We start from the raw sequence: 19,566 nt of genomic DNA, 5'->3' as shown, positions 1-19,566 counted from the left end.
CGGGGTGAATCCGTGCGGCGCCTTGGACAGACCCCTTCGGAGGGGGATCGTGGAGCGGGCAGCGGCCGTGCCCGCTCCACGGTGGAGGCACTGGAGCCCCGGTAGTCCCCGGAGAGAGCGGGCTCGGCACGCGCGTCAGGCGAAGCCGCCGGGCGAAGCTCAGGCGAAGATCGCGAGGCTCTTCGCCTTGCCCTTGTGCTGTTCCACGAGGGCCAGGAACCGGTCGTCCGGCCCGAAGACCGCCACCGGTCCCTCTGCCCCGTACGCCGGCATGTCGAGCCGTACGCCGTTGGTCAGCAGCCGGGCCCGCTTCTCGTCGACGTTCCAGCGCGGGAACGCCGCCGCGGCGGCCTCACCGATCGGCATGACCGTCAGTTCCTCCTGGAGCTGGTCCAGCGTCCTCGCGACATCGAGCTTGTACGGGCCCACACGAGTGCGGCGCAGCGCGGTCAGATGACCGCCGACGCCGAGCCCGGCGCCCAGGTCTCGGGCGAGGGCACGGATGTACGTGCCCGAGGAGCAGACGACCGAGACGACGAGGTCGACGACGGGGGTGCCGTCGTCCGCCACGGCCTCGCGGATGTCGTACACCTGGAAGGACGAGACGGTCACCGGCCGGGCGGGGATCTCGAAGTCCTCGCCGCCGCGCACGCGCGCGTACGACCGCTTGCCGTCGATCTTGATGGCGCTGACCTTGGACGGGACCTGCATGATGTCGCCGGTCAGCTCGGCGACGCCCGCGTAGACGGCGTCGCGGCCGACCCCGCTGGCGTCGGTGGACGAGGTGATCTCGCCCTCGGCGTCGTCCGTGACCGTGTTCTGGCCGAGCCGGATCGTACCGAGGTACTCCTTCTCGGTCAGCGCGAGGTGGCCGAGGAGCTTGGTGGCCTTCTCGACACCGAGGACCAGGACACCCGTGGCCATCGGGTCGAGGGTGCCGGCGTGACCGACGCGGCGCGTCCTGGCGATACCGCGCATCTTGGCGACGACGTCGTGCGAAGTGAAGCCGGACGGCTTGTCGACGATGACAAGTCCGTCCGGCGTCCTGTTGTGCTGTGTCATTCGGAGGCTGCGTCCCCGTCCTCGTCCTCGTCCTCCGGCTTGCGGTACGGATCGGCTTCGCCGGCGTACGTCTTGCCCGTGGAGGCCTCACGGACCTCCGCGTCCTTGGCGCGCGCCTTGTCGAGCAGATCGTCGATCGTGCGCGCGTTGTCGGGGAGGGCGTCCGGGACGAAGCTCAGGGTCGGCGTGAAGCGGACCCCGGTCTGCCGGCCGACCTCGGAGCGGAGGACGCCCTTGGCGGACTCCAGCGCCGCGGCGGACGCGGCACGCTCCTCGTCGTCCCCGTAGACCGTGTAGAAGACCGTGGCCTCCCGCAGGTCGCCGGTGACACGGGCGTCCGTGATCGTGACGAAGCCCAGCCGCGGATCCTTGATTCGCCGGTCCAGGGTCTCCGCGACCACGACCTGGATGCGATCGGCCAGCTTGCGGGCCCGCGCGTTGTCGGCCACCGGTCCTTCTCCTCTTTATTGCCGGGGTCCGGGGTTGTCCCCCGGGAAATGCAGTCTGCTAATCGTCGTCGCTGTGCAGCCGCCGTCGAACGGACAGCAGCTCCACTTCGGGTCGGCCGGCGACAAGGCGCTCGCACCGGTCCAGTACGTCTGTGAGGTGTCCCGGATCCCCGGACACCGCCGCGAGGCCGATCTCGACCCTGCGGTGAAGGTTCTGCCCGCCCACCTCGGCCACCGCCACCGCGTACTTGCGCTGGAGCTCGGCCACGATCGGGCGGACTACGGAGCGTTTCTCCTTCAGCGAGTGGACGTCGCCGAGGAGCAGATCGAAGGACAGCGTCCCCACAAACATGTATGTCCGGATGTCCCGCCGGTACGGGTTTGGGTATGTCCTGCCCGCTCTTGGCAGGGACATCAAGAACCGTACACGCAACGGCCGGGGCCGATCGACGGGATTACGTCCCGTCGACCGGCCCCGAACACCGCGTGCGTCAGCCGCGCGGCTTCTCGCGCATCTCGTACGTCGCGATGACGTCGTCGACCTTGATGTCGTTGAAGTTTCCGAGGTTGATACCACCCTCGAAGCCTTCGCGGATCTCGGTGACGTCGTCCTTGAAGCGTCGCAGACCCTCGATGTTGAGGTTCTCCGCGATGACCTTGCCGTCGCGGATGAGGCGGGCCTTGGTGTTCCGCTTGACCTCGCCGGAGCGGATGAGGACACCCGCGATGTTGCCCAGCTTGGACGAGCGGAAGACCTCGCGGATCTCCGCCGTACCGAGCTCGACCTCTTCGTACTCCGGCTTGAGCATGCCCTTGAGGGCCGCCTCGATCTCCTCGATCGCCTGGTAGATGACCGAGTAGTAGCGGACGTCCACACCCTCGCGCTCGGCCATCTGCGTGGCACGCCCGGCGGCGCGCACGTTGAAGCCGATCACGATGGCGTCGGAGCCGGTCGCCAGGTCGATGTCCGACTCGGTGACCGCACCGACACCGCGGTGCAGCACCCGGATGTCGACCTCTTCGCCGACGTCGAGCTGGAGCAGCGAGGACTCGAGAGCCTCCACCGAACCGGACGCGTCGCCCTTGATGATGAGGTTGAGCTGCTGGATCTCGCCCGCCTTGAGCACCTTGTCGAGGTCCTCGAGGGACACCCGGCGGGTGCGCTTGGCGAACGCGGCGTTGCGCTCACGGGCGGCACGCTTCTCGGCGATCTGGCGGGCCGTACGGTCCTCGTCGACAACCAGGAAGTTGTCGCCGGCGCCCGGGACGTTGGTGAGACCCAGGACCAGGACGGGAGTCGACGGAGTCGCCTCATCGACGTTGTTGCCCTTGTCGTCGAGCATCGCGCGGACTCGGCCGTACGCGTCGCCGACGACCATCGTGTCACCGATGCGGAGCGTGCCTCGCTGGACCAGGACGGTCGAGACGGCACCGCGGCCGCGGTCGAGGTGGGACTCGATCGCGATGCCCTGCGCGTCCTGCTCCGGGTTGGCACGGAGGTCCAGGGCGGCGTCCGCCGTCAGGACCACGGCCTCCAGCAGCTTGTCGATGTTCAGACCCTGCTTGGCGGAGATGTCGACGAACATGGTGTCGCCGCCGTACTCCTCGGCCACCAGGCCGAACTCGGTCAGCTGACCGCGCACCTTCGTCGGGTCCGCACCCTCGACGTCGATCTTGTTGACCGCGACCACGATCGGCACGTCGGCCGCCTTGGCGTGGTTCAGCGCCTCGATCGTCTGGGGCATCACACCGTCGTTGGCCGCCACCACGAGGATCGCGATGTCGGTCGACTTGGCACCACGGGCACGCATGGCGGTGAATGCCTCGTGACCCGGGGTGTCGATGAAGGTGATGCGACGCTCTTCGTCGTTGACCTCGGTGGAGACCTGGTACGCACCGATGTGCTGCGTGATACCGCCGGCCTCGCCCGCGACGACGTTCGTCTTGCGGATCGCGTCCAGCAGTCGGGTCTTGCCGTGGTCGACGTGACCCATGACGGTCACCACCGGCGGACGCGCGACCAGGAGTTCCTCGCCGCCCTCGTCCTCACCGAACTCGATGTCGAAGGACTCGAGCAGCTCGCGGTCCTCCTCCTCGGGGCTGACGATCTGAACGGTGTAGTTCATCTCGTCGGCGAGGAGCTGCAGCGTCGCGTCGGACACGGACTGCGTGGCCGTGACCATCTCGCCGAGGTTCAACATCACGGCGACGAGCGACGCCGGGTTGGCGTTGATCTTCTCCGCGAAGTCGGTGAGGGACGCACCGCGCGACAGGCGAACGGCCTCGCCGTTGCCGCGAGGCAGCATCACGCCGCCGACCGACGGGGCCTGCATGGCCTCGTACTCCTGGCGCCTCTGCCGCTTCGACTTGCGGCCACGACGGGCCGGACCGCCGGGACGACCGAAGGCGCCCTGCGTGCCACCACGGCCGCCGGGACCACCCGGACGTCCGCCGAAGCCGGGACGGCCACCGCCGCCACCGAAGCCGCCACCGCCGCCACCGGGGCCACCGCCACCGGGACGACCGGCGAAGCCGCCACCGCCACCACCGGGACGACCGCCGCCGCCGGGACCCGCGGGACGACCCGCGAAGCCACCGCCGGGACGACCGGCACCGCCGGGACGACCGGCGCCACCGGGACCGCGGCCACCGCCACCGGGGCCGCCGCCGGGACGCGGGCCCGCAGCGGGACGCTGCGGCATCATGCCCGGGTTCGGACGGTTGCCACCGGGACCCGCGGGGCCACCGGCGGAGCGGGGCGCCTGCGGACGCGGCATGCCGCCCGGAGTCGGACGGGACCCGCCGGGACCGGCCTGCGGACGGGGACCGCCCTGACCGGCGCCCTGCGGACGCGGACCACCCGGGGCACCGGGGCCACCGTGGCCCCCGGCAGGTCGGGGAGCGCCGCCCGGACGGGGCGCCTGCGGGCGCGCCATGCCGGTGGAGCCACCAGAGGTGAACGGGTTGTTGCCCGGACGCGGACCCGCGGGACGGGCACCGCCCGAACGCGGGGACTGACGCTCGCCACCGGGGCGCGGGGCACCGGGGCGGGCACCGCCACGCTCGCCCTGGCCCGGACGGGCAGCAGGACGCGGGCCGGGAGTGGCACCGGGCCGGGGACCGGCGGCCGGAGCCGACGGAGGCGCGGTGAACTCGGGCGCGGCCGGAGCGGCCGGGGCCGGCTTCGGGGCGGCCGCGGGCTTGGGACCCGGGGTCGGCCGCGGGCCGGGGGCCGGGGCCGAGGCCGTGGGCACACTCTTGGAAGCCTCGGCGACCACCGGCTTGGGGGCCGGGGCACCGGGCTTGGGGGTAGCGGGACGCGCCGCCTGCGCCGGGGAGGGCGCGGCGGGCCTCGCGGGCGCCGTCTTGCGCGGCGCCGCGGGCTTTCCTGCAGCACGGCCGGAGCCGCTGCCCTGCTGGAAAGCATCAGTCAATTTGCGTACAACCGGCGCCTCGATCGTCGAGGACGCCGAACGGACGAATTCACCGAGTTCTTGGAGCTTGGCCATGACGACCTTGCTCTCCACACCGAACTCCTTGGCGAGTTCGTATACCCGGACCTTAGCCACTTCGCTCCTTTTAGGTCCGGGTTACCGCCGGACCGTCGCTACTTCATGGGCGTACTCATCGCGTACTCATCGAGTGCTCATCGCAATCTCGACCTACTTCCAACTCGCGAGGTACCTGACCGCACGGCGGTTTCCGTGCCGTACTTCTTCTTACGGTGCTGCCTGCTCGACATACCGGCGAACTTCCGCGACATCGAGCGGTCCCTGGACCTTCAAGGCCCTCGGGAACGCCCGGCGGCGGACCGCCAGGTCGAGACAGACCGAGGCGGGGTGCACATACGCACCCCGGCCGGGCAGCGTACCGCGCTGATCGGGGACGCATGCACCCTCGACCGCCACGATGCGCAGCAGATCGCTCTTGGCCGCTCGCTCCCGGCATCCCACGCAGGTTCGCTCAGGGCATGCGCGGACGTGCGTCCGGCCAGACACGCTCAAGTCTACCTCCCCGCACCGACCTCACCCCTTTGGGGCAAAAATCGAACAGTTGATGGCTCAAAACCCGTGGCGATCTCCCCGTGTCCGAACGGGTACCCGCCGTGGCCTATTCCCGGGGATCCAGGGGTCGGCGGGGCGTCCCCCGTACGAGCACAGCCCGGCGCCCGGGGGTCGTCGCCCGGCCCCCTGCCCGTCGGCGGGATGCCGACGAAAGAGTGTCAGTCCTGCTCAGGGCCCGGCTCCGGCGCCTGCTCCGTGTCCGGGCGGATGTCGATACGCCAACCGGTGAGCCGGGCGGCCAGACGAGCGTTCTGCCCTTCCTTGCCGATCGCCAGCGACAGCTGGTAATCGGGCACCGTCACCCGGGCGGAGCGGGCGCCCAGGTCGACGATCTCGACCTTCGAGACCCGGGCCGGGGAGAGTGCGTTGGCGACCATCTCGGCCGGGTCGTCCGACCAGTCGACGATGTCGATCTTCTCGCCCAGCAGCTCGGCCATGACATTGCGCACACGTCCGCCCATCGGACCGATGCAGGCGCCCTTGGCGTTGAGCCCGCTGCGCGTCGACCGCACGGCGATCTTGGTGCGGTGGCCGGCCTCACGGGCGATCGCCGCGATCTCGACCGATCCGTCGGCGATCTCGGGGACCTCCAGGGCGAAGAGCTTCTTCACCAGATTGGGGTGGGTCCTCGACAGGGTGACGGACGGACCGCGCACGCCCTTGGCCACCCGGACGACGTACGTCCGCAGGCGCAGGCCGTGCGTGTAGTCCTCACCGGGAACCTGCTCCTGCACCGGCAGGATGGCCTCCAGCTTGTCGTCCAGACGGACCAGGACGTTTTTGGGGTCCTTGCCCTGCTGGACCTGACCGGCGACGACATCACCCTCGCGGCGGGCGTACTCGCCGAAGGTCACGTCGTTCTCGGCGTCCCGCAGCCGCTGCTGGATGACCTGGCGGGCCGTCGAGGCGGCGATGCGGCCGAAGTCGTGCGGGGTGTCGTCGAACTCGCGGGGCTCCTGACCCTCCTCGAGCTCGGACGGATCCTCCTTCGCCCACACGGTCACATGCCCGGTCTGACGGTTGAGCTCGACCCGTGCGTGACGGCGGCTGTCCGGGGTGCGGTGGTACGCGATGAGGAGGGCCGACTCGATCGCGTCGACCAGCAGGTCGAAGGCAATCTCCTTCTCCTGTGCCAAGCCCCTCAGGAGCTTCACGTCGATGTCCACGGCTACGCCTCCTCTTCCTTCTTGTCCTTACGGCTGAACTCGATCTCCACGCGCGCCTTGACGATCTCGCCGAAGGCGATCCGTCGGACGGTGGGCTTACGGCCCTTCACGCCCGGCACCTCCAGGTCGAGGCCGTCGTCGTCCAGGTCGAGGATCCGCGCGACCAGCTCGCCGGCCGGCTCCCCCTCCGGGGTGGTCAGCTGGAACCTGGCGAGCCGGCCCTTGGCGCGTACGTAGTGGCGGGGCTCCTTGAGCGGGCGCTCGGCACCCGGCGAGGTCACTTCGAGCTGGTACTCGCCCTCGCCCATGGCGTCGGTCTCGTCGAGCTTGTCGGAGATGACACGGCTCAGCTCGGCGCACGCGTCGAGATCGACGCCCTCTTCCGAATCCACGACGACTCTCAGCACGCGGCGGCGGCCGGCCCGGGACAGCTCGATCTCTTCCAGATCCAGGTCCACGGCGCTGACGAGCGGTTCGAGCAGTCCGCGCAGCCTCTCGCTCTGGGTGGTGCTCATCCGGGTGACTCCTCGGCCGCGTGTGCTGTTGTGGGTTTCGTCGTGTGTCAGCACAAAGGGTATCCGGTCCCGGGGGGTGTTGCCGTCCACGCAGGGCTGACCCGCAGGTACGCTCGCCTGCGGTGATCACACCGAAGACAGGTACCCGGCCCGAGGAGAGACGCGTGGAGCGCACCGGGACGACGCGCAGACGGGCGCTCATGGTGACGGGAGCGGTGGCGGCGAGCGCGATGGCGGCCTCCGCCACGCTGGCCGGCTGCTCGTCGGAGGCGCCCGCCGAGCGGCGGGGCACGGCACCGGGACCCGTCTCGGCGGAGACGACGCTGCGGCGCCGCAGCACGGCGGCCAGCCGTGCGCTGCTCACGCGGTACGACGCGGTTCTGCTCGCCCACCCGGGCCTGGCGGCGCGGTTGACGCCGCTGCGGGACGAGGTGGCGCGACATGTGGAGGCGCTGGCGCCGACGGAGCCGAAGGCAGGGGCGTCGGCTGCCGCGAGCGCCACCCCGAGCCCTTCCGCCTCCGCGTCCGCGTCCACCCCTGCGCAGCCGGTACCGGCCGATGCCGACACGGCCGTACGGGAACTCGTCGCGGCCGAACGCAGCACCGCCGACAAGCACACCGTCGCCCTCGTCCACGCGCCGCCCGAGTACGCGCGGCTGCTGGCGTCCGTCGCCGCGGCCGGTGCCGTACACACCTACCTGCTGACGAAAGGGGCCCCGTCGTGAGCACCCTGGCCGCGGCGCAGGCCGCACTCGCCGCGGAGCATGCCGCCGTGTACGGGTACGGGGTCGTCGGCGGCCGGGCCGGCCAGGCCCGTCGGACCGAGGCGGCGGAGGCGTTCGCGGCTCACCGGGCCCGGCGTGACGCGCTGGAGCGGACGGTGCGCGACCTGGGCGGGGTGCCCGCCGTGGCGGTCGCCGCGTACGCGCTGCCGTTCGCGGTGCCGGACGCGTCAGCGGCGGTGCGGCTCGCCGCGGTGCTCGAGGACCGGATCGCGGGCGTCTACTCCGATCTCGTCCGCGCCGCCGAGGGGCCGCTGCGGCGGGACGCCGCGGGGGCGCTGCGCGAGGCGGCGGTACGGGCCGCGCGGTGGCGCGGCAGCGGCGTAGCCTTTCCGGGGCTCGCCGAGCGGGCGACAAGGCTGTGAAGGGGAACAACGCACGTATGGGTTTCGAACCGCCCCTGCGTCTGGTGCGGGCGCTCGGCGACAGCGACTGGCTCGGACAGCTGCCCAAGCTCCTGGAGGAGGCGGTCGCCCGGCACGGACTGGACGTCGAACGGGTGGCGGTCCCCGGCGGGCGGAGCAGCCTGGTCGTCCTCGTACGGCGCCAGGACGGTGCACCGGCGGCGCTGAAGCTCGTCCCGCCGTCGGCCGCGGCCGAGGCGGAGCATGCCGCTCTGGCGCACTGGAACGGCTCCGGTGCGGTGCGGGTGCTGGACGCGTCCGAGGGGGCGCTGGTGCTGGAGCGGCTGCATCCGGAGGTGTCGGTGCGGTCGTTGCCGGAGTCCAAAGCGCTGCTGGAAGCGGCGGGGACGGTGCGGCGGCTGTGGGTCGCGCCGCCTGCGGGCCACGCCTTCGAGTCGGTGGCCGCGCGTACGGGCCGGCAGGCCGCCGCGATGTCGTCGCCGGCGGAGGGGGTGCCTGCGGCGCTGGTGGCCGCGGCGACGTCGGCGCGGGAGGAGCTGGTCGCCGCCTCCCCCGAAGACCTCCTGCTCCACGGCAACTTCCGCCAGAGCAAAGTTCTCGGAGGTGACCGTGCGCCGTGGCTGGCGGTCGGGCCGGAGCCGGTCGTCGGCGAACGCGCGTACGACCTGGCCCGGCTGGTCCGCGACCGCGTCGAGGACCTCGTCGCGACGACCTCGGGCGCCTCGGCGGCCCGTCGCCGCGTCAACCGTCTCGCGGACTCGCTGGACGTGGACCCCGAGCGGCTGCGGGGCTGGACGATCTTCCGCGCGGTGGAGTCGGGGGCGCGGGCGATGGCCGCGGGCCGCGTCCAGGAGGCTGAGCTGACGCTGGAGTTCGCGGCCTGGCTCTGAGCCCGTGGGCTGCCGCCCCGAGCCCACCGCAAACCCCCCGGACAGGGCCATCTCGCACCACGGGGCTGTGCGTTCCGGTACTACAGGTACGGGGTGCCCGAGCCCGTGGACTGCCGCCCCGAGCCCCCGCAACTCCCCCGGACAGGGCCATCTCGCACCACGGGGCTGTGCGTTCCGGTACTACGGGTACGGGGTGCCCGAGCCCGTGGACTCGACCTCGCACCACAGGGCTGTGGGCTCCCGTACTACGTCCGAGCCCGTGGACTGCCGCCCCCGAGCCCCCACAGCCACCCCCGGACAGGGCGACCTCGCACCACGGGGCTGTGGGTTCCTCGCCCCGAATGGGGCGGCCCGGTGGCCGGTCGGCGTCCGGGGTGTCCCTCCTCGATCTCCGCTACGCCCTGCGGTGTGGGACCCCCGGACGGACTTGGGTGTGTGGGGTCGCCCGGTGCCGGATCGGTTGCCGTCGAGCTCCGCTCCGGGGCTCGTGTCCTGGACCTGTCGGTCCTCACCGCGCTCCGCGCGAGCTGCCGGCGCCTTGACGTCCAGAACACGACCCCTGCGCGTCCCCCTCGGGGGCCGGCGCCCCGGCGGCTCAGCCCGGTGGACGGGTGGCCACACACCACCCACCGGGCCGGGACGGCAGAAGCATCCCCGCCGGATCGGAGACCGCGAGCCCGGAGGGGGACGCCCCTCCGGGACCAGCGCCCCGTCAGCCCAGGAGGCGGGCGATCGCTTCCGCGACCGGGAGCTCCTCGCGGGCACCCGTGCGGCGGTCCTTCAGTTCGACGACGCCCTCGGCCGAGCGGCGGCCGGCGACCAGGATCTGCGGGACACCGATGAGTTCCGCGTCGGTGAACTTGACGCCCGGGGAGACGCCCGCCCGGTCGTCCACCAGGACGCGCACACCCGCTGCGCCCAGCTGCTCGGCGACGTCGAGCGCCAGCTCGGTCTGGAGCGCCTTGCCCGCGGCGACGACGTGCACGTCCGCCGGGGCGATCTCGCGCGGCCAGCACAGGCCCTGCTCGTCCGCGTGCTGCTCGGCCAGGGCCGCGACCGCGCGCGAGACGCCGATGCCGTACGAGCCCATGGTCACCCGGACGGGCTTGCCGTTCTGGCCGAGCACGTCGAGCTGGAAGGCGTCCGCGTACTTGCGGCCGAGCTGGAAGATGTGACCGATCTCGATCGCGCGGTCCAGCTTCAGCCCGGTGCCGCAGGACGGGCACGGGTCGCCGTCCTCGACCACGACGACGTCGAGGTGGTCGTCGACCTGGAAGTCACGGCCGCAGACGACGTTCTTCGCGTGCGTGTCCGGCTTGTTCGCACCGGTGATCCACGCCGTGCCCGGCGCGATGCGGGGGTCGGCGATGTAGCGGACCTTCTCCAGGCCCTGCGGGCCGACGTAGCCACGGACCAGGTCCGGGCGGCCCTCGAAGTCCTCCGCGGTGACCAGCTCGACCACGGCGGGCGCGAGGTGGTCGGTGAGCTTGCCGAGATCGACCTCGCGGTTCCCGGGGACACCGACCGCGACGATCTCGCCGTCGACCTTCACCAGGAGGTTCTTCAGCGTCGCGGAGGCCGGGACGCCGAGGTGCTCGGCGAGCGTCTCGATGGTCGGGGTGTCGGGGGTGTCGAGCTCCTCGACGGGACCGTGCGCAGAGGCGTCGGCGGGCGACGCGGCCTTGAAGGTCACGGCCTCGGTGTTCGCGGCGTAGTCGCAGGACGGGCAGTACACGAAGGTGTCCTCGCCCGCGGGGGCCGGCGCGAGGAACTCCTCGGACGCCGAGCCGCCCATCGCGCCGGAGACGGCGGAGACGATGCGGTGCTCCAGGCCCAGGCGCTGGAAGATCTTGATGTACGCCTCGCGGTGCAGCCGGTACGACTCGGCCAGGCCCTCGTCCGTCGTGTCGAAGGAGTACGAGTCCTTCATCTGGAACTCACGGCCGCGCAGGATGCCCGAGCGCGGACGCGCCTCGTCGCGGTACTTCGTCTGGATCTGGTAGAGGATCACCGGCAGGTCCTTGTAGGACGTGCACTGGTCCTTGACGAGCAGGGTGAAGATCTCCTCGTGGGTCGGGCCCAGCAGGTAGTCCGCGCCCTTGCGGTCCTGGAGGCGGAAGAGCTCGGCGCCGTACTCGTTCCAGCGCCCGGTCGCCTCGTACGGCTCCTTGGGCAGGAGGGCCGGAAGCAGCACTTCCTGTGCGCCGATGGCGTCCATCTCCTCGCGCACGACACGGGCGACGTTCTCCAGGACCCGCATGCCCAGCGGCAGCCAGCTCCAGATCCCGGCGGCGTTGCGGCGCACGTATCCGGCGCGGACCAGGAGCTTGTGGCTGAGCGTCTCCGCATCCGCCGGGTCGTCGCGCAATGTCTTGACCATCAGACGGGACATGCGCTGGACCTGGGCTGCCATGGGTTTTCTCCTGCGTACAAGAAAGGGTGGTGTGCAGGAGGTTAGCCGGGCGGTCCCGGAGGCGGAAATCAGTTCCGGCGCGGCAGCGGCAGCGGCGCCCCTGCTCAGCTCCGTCGCAGCGGCAGTGGCGCCCCCATCACCGCATACGGCTTCGGTGCGCTGGGGAACAGGACGTGGCGGGCCAGGTCCTCGTAGCCGAGGACGCGGTAGAGCCCGCGGGCCGGGCTCTCGACGTCGATGGCGGAGAGGATCGAGCGGGGCTGGGGGGCGCCGTCCGTGATGGTGGTGATCAGGGTGCGGCCGATGCCCCGGCCCTGGTACGCGGGGTGGACGTGGAGCTCGGTGATGACGAAGGAGTCGTCGAGCCAGTCGTCGGCACCGCGGCTGCGCAGGTAGGGCTCGACGACGGTGGACCACCAGTGGGTGCGGTCGTTGGGCATGCCGTAGACGAAGCCGACGAGCCGGCCCTCGGGGGTCGTCGCGCCGAGGGCGCAGGCGCCGGGGTAGAGCAGGTGGCGGAGCACGATATGGCGGCGGATCGCGATCTCGTCCTCGCTGAGCCCGAAGGCGAGGGCCTGCACGGCGAGCGCGTCGTCCACGCGCGCCGCCAGGTCGACGGGTCCGACCACGACATCGTGTTCCATGCCGGGCACCCTACTTGGCCCCGGAACTGGTCAGAACAGCACGCTCATGAAGGCGCCCACCTCGCGGAACCCGACGCGGCGGTACGCCGCACGAGCGGCCGTGTTGTAGTCGTTGACGTACAGGCTGACGACGGGTGCCACATCGGCGAGCGCGTAGCGCAGCACCGCGGCCATGCCGGTCTCGGAGAGCCCGCGGCCACGGAACTCGGGGTCGACCCAGACGCCCTGGATCTGGCAGGCCTGCGCGGTCGCCGCGCCGATCTCGGCCTTGAAGACGACCTTGCCGTCGTCGATACGGGCGAAGGCGCGCCCGGTGCCGACCAGTTCGGCGACGCGTGCCTGGTAGAGCAGTCCGCCGTCGCCGGCGAGCGGGGAGACCCCGACCTCCTCCGTGAACATGGCCACGCACGCGGGCATGATCACATCCACCTCGTTCTTGCCGATGCGGCGGACGTACGGGTCGGGCGCGATGTCCGCCGGCAGGGACTCGGTGACCATCAGGGGCTGGTGGGCACGGACCTCGCGGGCCGGTCCCCAGCTGGGCTCGAGGAGCCGCCACAGCAGGCCGGTGGACTCGGCTGGGCCGACGATGGACGAACAGCGGCGACCGGTCCTGCGGGCGCGCTCGGCGAAGGCGCGGACGGCCTCGGGCGGTGCGCAGATGGGGACGAGATTGGCGCCGGAGTAGCAGAGCGAGCGGAGCCGCCCGTCCTCGTACCAGCCCCACATCTCACCGCCGAGGCGCCAGGGGTCGAGCCCGGCGACCTGCACGCGGGACGTGACGAACGCGTTGGCGACGGGCTCGCTCTCGAGGACGGCGAGCGCTGCGCCGAGGTCGCCGGGGTCGAGGACCCGGGTGGTCGTCTGCGTCAACACGAGGGCCGCTCCCACACTCCTTCGGCACCGTTCCGGGCCTGGTCCGCTGGTCTCCGCACTGTACCCGGAGATGCCGAGTCGCACCGCACGCGCAAGGGGGACCGGGCCCCTGGTGGGGCCCGGTCCCGGCGGTGCTCTGCGTGCGCGGTGGATCAGCTGACGGAGACCTCGGGCTCGCCCGATGCGATCCCGTCCTTCTCCATCTGCTCGGCGATCTTCATGGCCTCTTCGATGAGGGTCTCGACGATCTTCGACTCGGGCACGGTCTTGATGACCTCGCCCTTGACGAAGATCTGGCCCTTGCCGTTGCCGGACGCGACGCCGAGGTCGGCCTCACGGGCCTCGCCCGGACCGTTGACGACGCAGCCCATGACGGCCACGCGCAGCGGGACCTCCATGCCCTCCAGGCCCGCGGTGACCTGGTCGGCGAGCTTGTAGACGTCGACCTGGGCGCGGCCGCAGGACGGGCAGGAGACGATCTCCAGGCGGCGCTGGCGGAGGTTCAGCGACTCCAGGATCTGGATGCCGACCTTGACCTCCTCGGCCGGCGGCGCGGACAGCGAGACGCGGATCGTGTCGCCGATGCCCTCGCTCAGCAGCGCGCCGAAGGCGACGGCGGACTTGATCGTGCCTTGGAACGCCGGGCCGGCCTCGGTGACGCCGAGGTGCAGCGGGTAGTCGCACTGGGCGGCCAGCTGGCGGTAGGCGTTGACCATGACGACCGGGTCGTTGTGCTTGACCGAGATCTTGATGTCGCGGAACCCGTGCTCCTCGAAGAGCGACGCCTCCCACAGCGCGGACTCGACGAGCGCCTCGGGGGTGGCCTTGCCGTACTTCTTCAGCAGCCGGGCGTCGAGCGAGCCCGCGTTGACGCCGATACGGATCGGGGTGCCCGCGTCCTTGGCGGCCCGCGCGATCTCCTTGACCTTGTCGTCGAACTGCTTGATGTTGCCCGGGTTGACCCGGACCGCCGCACAGCCCGCGTCGATGGCGGCGAACACGTACTTCGGCTGGAAGTGGATGTCCGCGATCACCGGGATCTGGGACTTCCTGGCGATCGTGGCGAGCGCGTCGGCGTCGTCCTGCGTCGGGCAGGCGACGCGGACGATCTGGCAGCCGGACGCCGTCAGCTCGGCGATCTGCTGCAGTGTCGCGCCGATGTCGGAGGTCCGCGTCGTCGTCATCGACTGCACGGACACGGGAGCGTCTCCGCCGACGGCGACCGAGCCGACCTGGATCTTTCGGCTGACCCGGCGGTCGGCGAGCTTGGTCGGAACGGACGGGATACCGAGAGAAATCGCGGTCATCTGCTGTGCAACCCCAAGGTGTGGATCGAGGTCCCGATGTCGGCGGGCTCCAGGCTCTGAGATTACGCCACGGGCCTCTGCCCGAGCACATCGCGCCCGTCGTGGCTCCCGAAGAACGAGTGGCCGGGCGTCAAGCATGCCCGGCCACTCCGAACGGCTCGTTGCTAGGAGATTTTCACCGGGTTGACGATGTCGGCGACAAGGACGAGCAGGGTGAAGGCGATGAAGATCCCCGCCACCACATAGGCGACCGGCATCAGCTTCGCCACGTCGAACGGTCCCGGGTCGGGTCGGCGGAACAGCCTGGCGACATGGCGGCGTACCGACTCCCACAGCGCCCCCGCGATGTGGCCGCCGTCGAGCGGCAGCAGCGGAAGCATGTTGAACAGGAAGAGGGAGAGGTTGAAGCCCGCGAGCAGCATCAGGAACGTGGCGACGATGTTCTGGGTCGGTACGTCCAGGTTGAGCACCTCGCCGCTGATGCGCGCGGCACCGACCACGCCGACGGGCGAGTCGTCCTTGCGTTCGCCGTCGCCGAAGGCCGCGTCCCACAGATCGGGGACCTTGGCGGGGAGCGAGATGATCGACTCGGCGCCGGCCTCGATCATGTCGCCCATGCGGTCCACCGACTGGCCGAAGCTCTGCGGCACGATCTCGGTCCTGGCGGCGAAGCCCAGGTAGCCGGCCTTGACGAAGCCTTCGGGCACGACCTCCCCGTCGGCGTCCTTCTCGACCACCACGTTCTCGGCGAGCGTCGCGTGGAGGACCTTCTCCTCGCCTCCGCGTTCGACGGTGACGGTGGCGGGGCCGATGGTGGCGCGGATGCGGTTGGACAGGTCGGCCCAGTCCTTGACCGGCACCCCGTTGAAGGCGACGATCCGGTCGCCCACCTGAAGACCGGCGGCCTGGGCAGGACCCACCGGGTCACCCTTCGCGCACTTCTCGCGCTTCTCGCTCTGCTCGATGACGCACTTCTGGACGCCGGCCACCTCGGTGGTCTGCGTCGGTGTGCCGAACGTCATCAGCACGCCGAGGAAGATCGCGACGGCGAGCACCAGGTTCATGAACGGACCCGCGAACATCACGATGACGCGCTTCCAGGGCTTGCGCGTGTAGAAGAGCCGGGTCTCGTCGCCGGGCTTCAGCTCCTCGAAGGCCGCCGAGCGGGCGTCCTCGATCATTCCGCGCCAGGGCGAGGTGGAGCGGGCCTCGATGCGGCCGTCCTCGCCCGGCGGGAACATCCCGATCATGCGGATGTAGCCGCCGGCCGGGATCGCCTTGATTCCGTACTCCGTCTCGCCCTTGTGCCGCGACCAGATCGTGGGGCCGAAGCCGACCATGTACTGGGGCACCCGGATGCCGAAGAGCTTGGCCGTGGAGAGATGGCCGAGCTCGTGCCAGGCGATGGAGAAGAGCAGTCCGACGGCGAAGAGCACTATGCCGAGGACCGTCAACAGAATCGTCATGCGCGAGCCTCCGCTGTCGCCTTCGCTGTCTGTTCCGCCTGGCCGGCCTGGTGGGCCTGCCCTGCCCGGCCGGTCCGTCCGGCCAGTTCCCGGGCGCGGGCGCGCGCCCAGGTCTCCGCTTCCAGGACGTCCGGGACCGTCAGCGAGGTTCCCCGTGCACCCTGGTGCTCACCGACGACTGCCGTGACCGTATCCATGATTCCGTTGAACGGCAGCCGTCCCGCGAGAAACGCGTCGACGCACTCCTCGTTCGCGGCATTGAACACCGCAGGCGCCGTACCGCCCAGTTCCCCGACATGCCGGGCGAGCCCGACGGAGGGGAAGGCCTCGGCGTCGAGCGGGAAGAACTCCCAGGTGGCAGCCTTGGACCAGTCGAAGGCCGGGGCGGCGTCGGGCACCCGCTGGGGCCACCCGATGCCGATGGCGATCGGCCCGCGCATGTCCGGCGGGGTCGCCTGGGCGAGCGTCGAGCCGTCCGTGAACTCCACCATCGAGTGAACGTACGACTGGGGGTGGACGACGACCTCGATGCGGTCGAACGGGATGTCGTAGAGGAGATGTGCCTCGATGACTTCCAGGCCCTTGTTGACGAGGGTCGCGCTGTTGACCGTGATCACCGGGCCCATGGCCCAGGTGGGGTGCGCGAGGGCGTCCTCGGGGGTGACGTCGGCGAGCTCCGCCCTCGTACGGCCGCGGAAGGGGCCGCCGGACGCGGTGACGACGAGCTTGCGGACATCGGCGCGGGTGCCGGCGGCCAGGGCCTGGAAGAGCGCGGCGTGCTCGGAGTCGACGGGGATGATCTGGCCGGGCTTCGCCAGTGCCTTGACCAGCGGGCCGCCGACGATCAGCGACTCCTTGTTGGCGAGGGCGAGGGTGCGGCCCGCCGCGAGGGCGGCGAGGGTGGGCGCGAGGCCGATGGATCCGGTGATGCCGTTGAGCACGGTGTGGCAGTCGGATGCGGCGATCTCGGCCGCCGCGTCGGGGCCGACGAGGATCTCGGGGAGCGGCTCGCCCGTCCCGTACTGCGCCCGCAGGGCCTCGCGGAGCGCGGGCACGGCGTCCTCGCGCGCGACGGCGACCGTGCTCACCCGCAGTGTGTGCGCCTGCTCGGCGAGCAGACCGACCCTGCCGCCCGCGGCGGAGAGCGCGGTGACGCGGAAGCGGTCGGGGTTGCGCAGGACCAGGTCGATGGCCTGCGTGCCGATGGACCCGGTGGAGCCGAGGACGACGATGTCCCGGCGGCCTTCGGCCGGATCGAAGGCGATGTGCGGGTCGGCGAGGGGGGATGGGCTGTCGCTCATGCCCCCCATTGTTGCCGCATCCGCTGTGGGCCCGGACAGGGCGTCCCTGTCCGGGGTGTCCCTACGCGCCCTTCGGCCTGCCGGCGGAGAATTTCTCCCACTGCGCCGTGATCACTTCCTCCGGCACTCCCCCGATGTCCTTGGTGTCGGTGATCTCGGCGCGGAAGGACAGCGTGGTGGACCCGGAGCGGACGACGGTGAGGTACTCGTAGAGCTTCAGCTCCCCCTTCACGTCGAGGATCGTGAAGCGGTACGCCTTCGCCTCGTCGCCGACGGCCGGGGCCTTGGCCGGCTCCACCTTCAGATACTTCGCCTTCGCAATGGCGCGTACCTCGGTGAACCCGGCGGCGCACTCCTTGCCGGCCTTGTCCAGGGCCTTCATGACACCGGCGGCGACCGCGGGGGTGTAGCTGCGCAGCTGTACGGCGACGGTGGTGCCGATCATCTCGTCGGGAACGTCGACCTTGCGGTGCACCTCGGCCGCAGGGGCGTACGAGGTCGCGCCCTTGGCGAGGCTGACCAGCGGCTGGCAGGTGGCGGGGTCGGCTGTGTACTCCTCACCGAGCGGGGCACCGAGGGTGAACTCGGACGCGGTGTACCTGCCCACCTTCTCGCCGTCGGTGAAGGCGAGCGCGGTGAGCTGCTGTCGGCTGAGTGCGCCGGGGGCGGCCGAGCCGGTTCCGGCGCTCGCCGTCGGCTTGTTGTCGCCGTCGGGCTTCCCTTCCCCTTCGTCCCCGCCGCAGCCGGCCGTGCCGCCGAGCACGGCTGCGACGAGCGCGACGGCGGCCGCGCGCCGCGTCAGCCGGTGTCCCGTGTGGTTCCCCGCCCCGAACATCCCTGCCCCGTTCCTCGGTTGATGCCGATCGACCGATGGTGGTCGACGCCCGATTGTGGTCCATGAGGGCGCCCGGTGTCACGGCGTATTGACTGCGAGTCAGTTGCGATCGAGAAGGCTCACGACTGCTGCGAAGGCCTCGTGGAATCCGGGGAAGGTCTTGCGTACGCATCCGGGGTCGTCGTACGTCATCCCGGGGGCCCGCAGTCCGGTGACGGCGAACGACATCACGATGCGGTGGTCGCCGTGGGTGGCGATCTCGGTCGCGCGGGGTGTGCCGGGCCGGATCTCGATCCAGTCGGGGCCCGTGGTGACGGTGATGCCGAGGCGGCGGAGGTTCAGCGCGCAGGCCTCCAGCCGGTCGCACTCCTTGACGCGGGTGTTGCCGACGTCCTTGATGCGGACCGGTCCTTCGGCGAAGGGTGCGATGGCGGCGAGGGTCGGCATGGTGTCCGAGATGTCGCGCATGCTGACGGTGAGTCCGCGGAGCCGGCCGGTGCCGCGGACGGTGGTGCCGTCCGGGGTGAGGCGGACGCCGGCGCCCATGGCCCCGAGCACGTCCACGAACCGCAGATCGCCCTGGAGGGCGCCGCCGCCGAGGCCGGGAACGGTGATCTCGCGGCCGGGGCCGATGGCCGCGGCGGCGAAGAAGTAGCTCGCGGTGGAGGCGTCCGGTTCGACTGCGTACGAGGTGGCGCGGTAACCGCCGGGCGGAACGGTGAACGTGTCTCCCGCACGGGCCACTTCGACGCCGAAGGCGCGCATCATCGCGAGGGTGATCTCGACGTACGGGGCGGAGACGAGATCGGTGACGGTGATGCGCAGTCCCTCGTCGGTGAGCGGGCCGAGCATGAGCAGGGCGGTGAGGTACTGGGACGACTGGCCCGCGTCGAGGGTGAGTTCGCCACCCTTGATGCCGTGCGCGGCGATGCGGAGGGGGTGATGACCGTCGGTCTCCTCGTGGCGAAGGTCCACACCGAGGGTGCGGAGGGCTTCGGTGAGGGGGCCGAGGGGGCGGCGGCGCATCTGAGGGGAGGCGTCGAAGCGGTAGGTGCCGTGGCCGGCCGCAGCGAGGGCCGGGAGAAAGCGGGCGGTGGTGGCGCCGTCGCGGCAGTACACGTCCGCCTCGGCGGCGGGGCCCTGGGGCCTGCCCTCGATGCGCCAGGCGTCCGGGGCGCGCTCGACCCGGTACCCGAGCCGGGTCAGGCCCTCGGCGAAGCCCTCGGTGTCGTCCGAGACGAGCGGGCGAAGGAGGGTGGTCGTTCCTTCGGCCGCGGCGGCGAGGAACAGGGCGCGGGCCGTGACGGACTTGGAGCCGGGAATGTCGATGACGGTCACGCCCGACATCCTGCCGCCGTGGGCCCGCGTTGCGGACAGACGTCCAGGGGGCGGGACGGCTCCCCCTCTCGTGCGGGCAGGCGTCCTTCACCG

General features: G+C 71.3%; 18 protein-coding genes. 3 read left to right on the top strand and 15 right to left on the bottom strand.

Annotated elements, in window-relative coordinates; translation table 11 throughout:
- Positions 1–159 precede the first annotated feature (159 nt).
- From truB to rimP, 7 genes are all read right to left on the bottom strand, one after another.
- The gene (gene truB, locus ABT078_RS04490; RefSeq protein ID WP_351223655.1) at positions 160–1,062 is read right to left on the bottom strand and encodes a tRNA pseudouridine(55) synthase TruB; all 903 of its coding nucleotides are present in this window, start codon (positions 1,060–1,062) and stop codon (positions 160–162) included.
- Positions 1,059–1,511 carry a 30S ribosome-binding factor RbfA gene (gene rbfA, locus ABT078_RS04485; RefSeq protein WP_351223653.1) on the bottom strand — a complete coding sequence of 151 codons (453 nt, stop codon included), beginning with the start codon at positions 1,509–1,511 and terminating at the stop codon, positions 1,059–1,061. The genes truB and rbfA overlap by 4 nt, the downstream gene beginning before the upstream one ends.
- Before the next feature lie 58 nt (positions 1,512–1,569).
- Entirely contained in the window at positions 1,570–1,863 is a 294-nt protein-coding gene (locus ABT078_RS04480; RefSeq protein WP_351223651.1) for a DUF503 domain-containing protein, read from the bottom strand.
- Positions 1,864–2,002: 139 nt separating this feature from the next.
- Positions 2,003–5,080, bottom strand: a complete 3,078-nt coding sequence (gene infB, locus ABT078_RS04475; protein ID WP_351223649.1) for a translation initiation factor IF-2 — start codon at positions 5,078–5,080, stop codon at positions 2,003–2,005.
- A 150-nt stretch (positions 5,081–5,230) separates the two neighbouring features.
- Positions 5,231–5,509, bottom strand: coding sequence for a YlxR family protein (locus ABT078_RS04470; RefSeq protein ID WP_351223770.1), 279 nt, complete (start codon positions 5,507–5,509; stop codon positions 5,231–5,233).
- Positions 5,510–5,733: 224 nt separating this feature from the next.
- Complete coding sequence (nusA, locus tag ABT078_RS04465) at positions 5,734–6,741, bottom strand: transcription termination factor NusA (RefSeq protein WP_351223647.1); 1,008 nt, start codon at positions 6,739–6,741, stop codon at positions 5,734–5,736.
- A gap of 2 nt (positions 6,742–6,743) precedes the next feature.
- The gene (gene rimP / locus ABT078_RS04460; RefSeq protein ID WP_351223645.1) at positions 6,744–7,256 is read right to left on the bottom strand and encodes a ribosome maturation factor RimP; all 513 of its coding nucleotides are present in this window, start codon (positions 7,254–7,256) and stop codon (positions 6,744–6,746) included.
- 164 nt (positions 7,257–7,420) lie between these two features.
- Here rimP and ABT078_RS04455 point away from each other — a divergent pair, with 164 nt between their 5' ends.
- From ABT078_RS04455 to ABT078_RS04445, 3 genes are read left to right on the top strand one after another with little or no spacing between them, the layout of a single operon-like run.
- The gene (locus ABT078_RS04455; protein ID WP_351223644.1) at positions 7,421–7,981 is read left to right on the top strand and encodes a hypothetical protein; all 561 of its coding nucleotides are present in this window, start codon (positions 7,421–7,423) and stop codon (positions 7,979–7,981) included.
- On the top strand, positions 7,978–8,403 hold the full coding sequence (locus ABT078_RS04450) for a DUF4439 domain-containing protein (RefSeq protein ID WP_351223642.1): 426 nt from the start codon (positions 7,978–7,980) through the stop codon (positions 8,401–8,403). Before ABT078_RS04455 ends, ABT078_RS04450 begins: the two co-directional genes overlap by 4 nt.
- 17 nt (positions 8,404–8,420) lie before the next feature.
- The gene (locus ABT078_RS04445) at positions 8,421–9,293 is read left to right on the top strand and encodes an aminoglycoside phosphotransferase family protein (RefSeq protein ID WP_351223640.1); all 873 of its coding nucleotides are present in this window, start codon (positions 8,421–8,423) and stop codon (positions 9,291–9,293) included.
- Between the two features lie 712 nt (positions 9,294–10,005).
- Here the strand turns inward: ABT078_RS04445 and ABT078_RS04440 are convergent.
- From ABT078_RS04440 to aroA, 8 genes are all read right to left on the bottom strand, one after another.
- On the bottom strand, positions 10,006–11,706 hold the full coding sequence (locus tag ABT078_RS04440; RefSeq protein ID WP_351223638.1) for a proline--tRNA ligase: 1,701 nt from the start codon (positions 11,704–11,706) through the stop codon (positions 10,006–10,008).
- Positions 11,707–11,810: 104 nt separating this feature from the next.
- Complete coding sequence (locus ABT078_RS04435; RefSeq protein WP_351223636.1) at positions 11,811–12,350, bottom strand: GNAT family N-acetyltransferase; 540 nt, start codon at positions 12,348–12,350, stop codon at positions 11,811–11,813.
- A gap of 30 nt (positions 12,351–12,380) precedes the next feature.
- Complete coding sequence (locus ABT078_RS04430) at positions 12,381–13,226, bottom strand: GNAT family N-acetyltransferase (RefSeq protein WP_351223634.1); 846 nt, start codon at positions 13,224–13,226, stop codon at positions 12,381–12,383.
- Positions 13,227–13,378: 152 nt separating this feature from the next.
- On the bottom strand, positions 13,379–14,533 hold the full coding sequence (gene ispG, locus ABT078_RS04425) for a flavodoxin-dependent (E)-4-hydroxy-3-methylbut-2-enyl-diphosphate synthase (protein ID WP_351223632.1): 1,155 nt from the start codon (positions 14,531–14,533) through the stop codon (positions 13,379–13,381).
- A 164-nt stretch (positions 14,534–14,697) separates the two neighbouring features.
- A complete protein-coding gene (locus ABT078_RS04420) occupies positions 14,698–15,999 on the bottom strand; it encodes a M50 family metallopeptidase (protein ID WP_351223630.1) in 1,302 nt (433 codons plus the stop codon).
- Entirely contained in the window at positions 15,996–17,300 is a 1,305-nt protein-coding gene (gene dxr / locus ABT078_RS04415) for a 1-deoxy-D-xylulose-5-phosphate reductoisomerase (RefSeq protein ID WP_351223628.1), read from the bottom strand. Before dxr ends, ABT078_RS04420 begins: the two co-directional genes overlap by 4 nt.
- Positions 17,301–17,361: 61 nt before the next feature.
- Complete coding sequence (locus ABT078_RS04410; RefSeq protein ID WP_351223626.1) at positions 17,362–18,135, bottom strand: hypothetical protein; 774 nt, start codon at positions 18,133–18,135, stop codon at positions 17,362–17,364.
- A gap of 99 nt (positions 18,136–18,234) precedes the next feature.
- The gene (gene aroA, locus ABT078_RS04405; protein ID WP_351223624.1) at positions 18,235–19,473 is read right to left on the bottom strand and encodes a 3-phosphoshikimate 1-carboxyvinyltransferase; all 1,239 of its coding nucleotides are present in this window, start codon (positions 19,471–19,473) and stop codon (positions 18,235–18,237) included.
- Between the last annotated feature and the right edge of the window lie 93 nt (positions 19,474–19,566).

The organism is Streptomyces sp. NPDC002133 (assembly GCF_040296405.1).
GTDB lineage: Bacteria > Actinomycetota > Actinomycetes > Streptomycetales > Streptomycetaceae > Streptomyces.
The sequence above is the reverse complement of the archived record's forward strand: the minus strand, read 5'-3'. Positions and strand labels throughout refer to the sequence as shown.

Excerpts from the sequence above, each read along its gene's own strand:
- truB (WP_351223655.1), bottom strand. The coding sequence starts at position 1,062 with ATGACACAGCACAACAGGACGCCGGACGGACTTGTCATCGTCGACAAG.
- ABT078_RS04480 (WP_351223651.1), bottom strand. The coding sequence starts at position 1,863 with ATGTTTGTGGGGACGCTGTCCTTCGATCTGCTCCTCGGCGACGTCCAC.
- rimP (WP_351223645.1), bottom strand. The coding sequence starts at position 7,256 with ATGAGCACCACCCAGAGCGAGAGGCTGCGCGGACTGCTCGAACCGCTC.
- ABT078_RS04445 (WP_351223640.1), top strand. The coding sequence starts at position 8,421 with ATGGGTTTCGAACCGCCCCTGCGTCTGGTGCGGGCGCTCGGCGACAGC.
- ABT078_RS04440 (WP_351223638.1), bottom strand. The coding sequence starts at position 11,706 with ATGGCAGCCCAGGTCCAGCGCATGTCCCGTCTGATGGTCAAGACATTG.
- ABT078_RS04435 (WP_351223636.1), bottom strand. The coding sequence starts at position 12,350 with ATGGAACACGATGTCGTGGTCGGACCCGTCGACCTGGCGGCGCGCGTG.
- ispG (WP_351223632.1), bottom strand. The coding sequence starts at position 14,533 with ATGACCGCGATTTCTCTCGGTATCCCGTCCGTTCCGACCAAGCTCGCC.
- ABT078_RS04420 (WP_351223630.1), bottom strand. The coding sequence starts at position 15,999 with ATGACGATTCTGTTGACGGTCCTCGGCATAGTGCTCTTCGCCGTCGGA.
- dxr (WP_351223628.1), bottom strand. The coding sequence starts at position 17,300 with ATGAGCGACAGCCCATCCCCCCTCGCCGACCCGCACATCGCCTTCGAT.
- ABT078_RS04410 (WP_351223626.1), bottom strand. The coding sequence starts at position 18,135 with ATGTTCGGGGCGGGGAACCACACGGGACACCGGCTGACGCGGCGCGCG.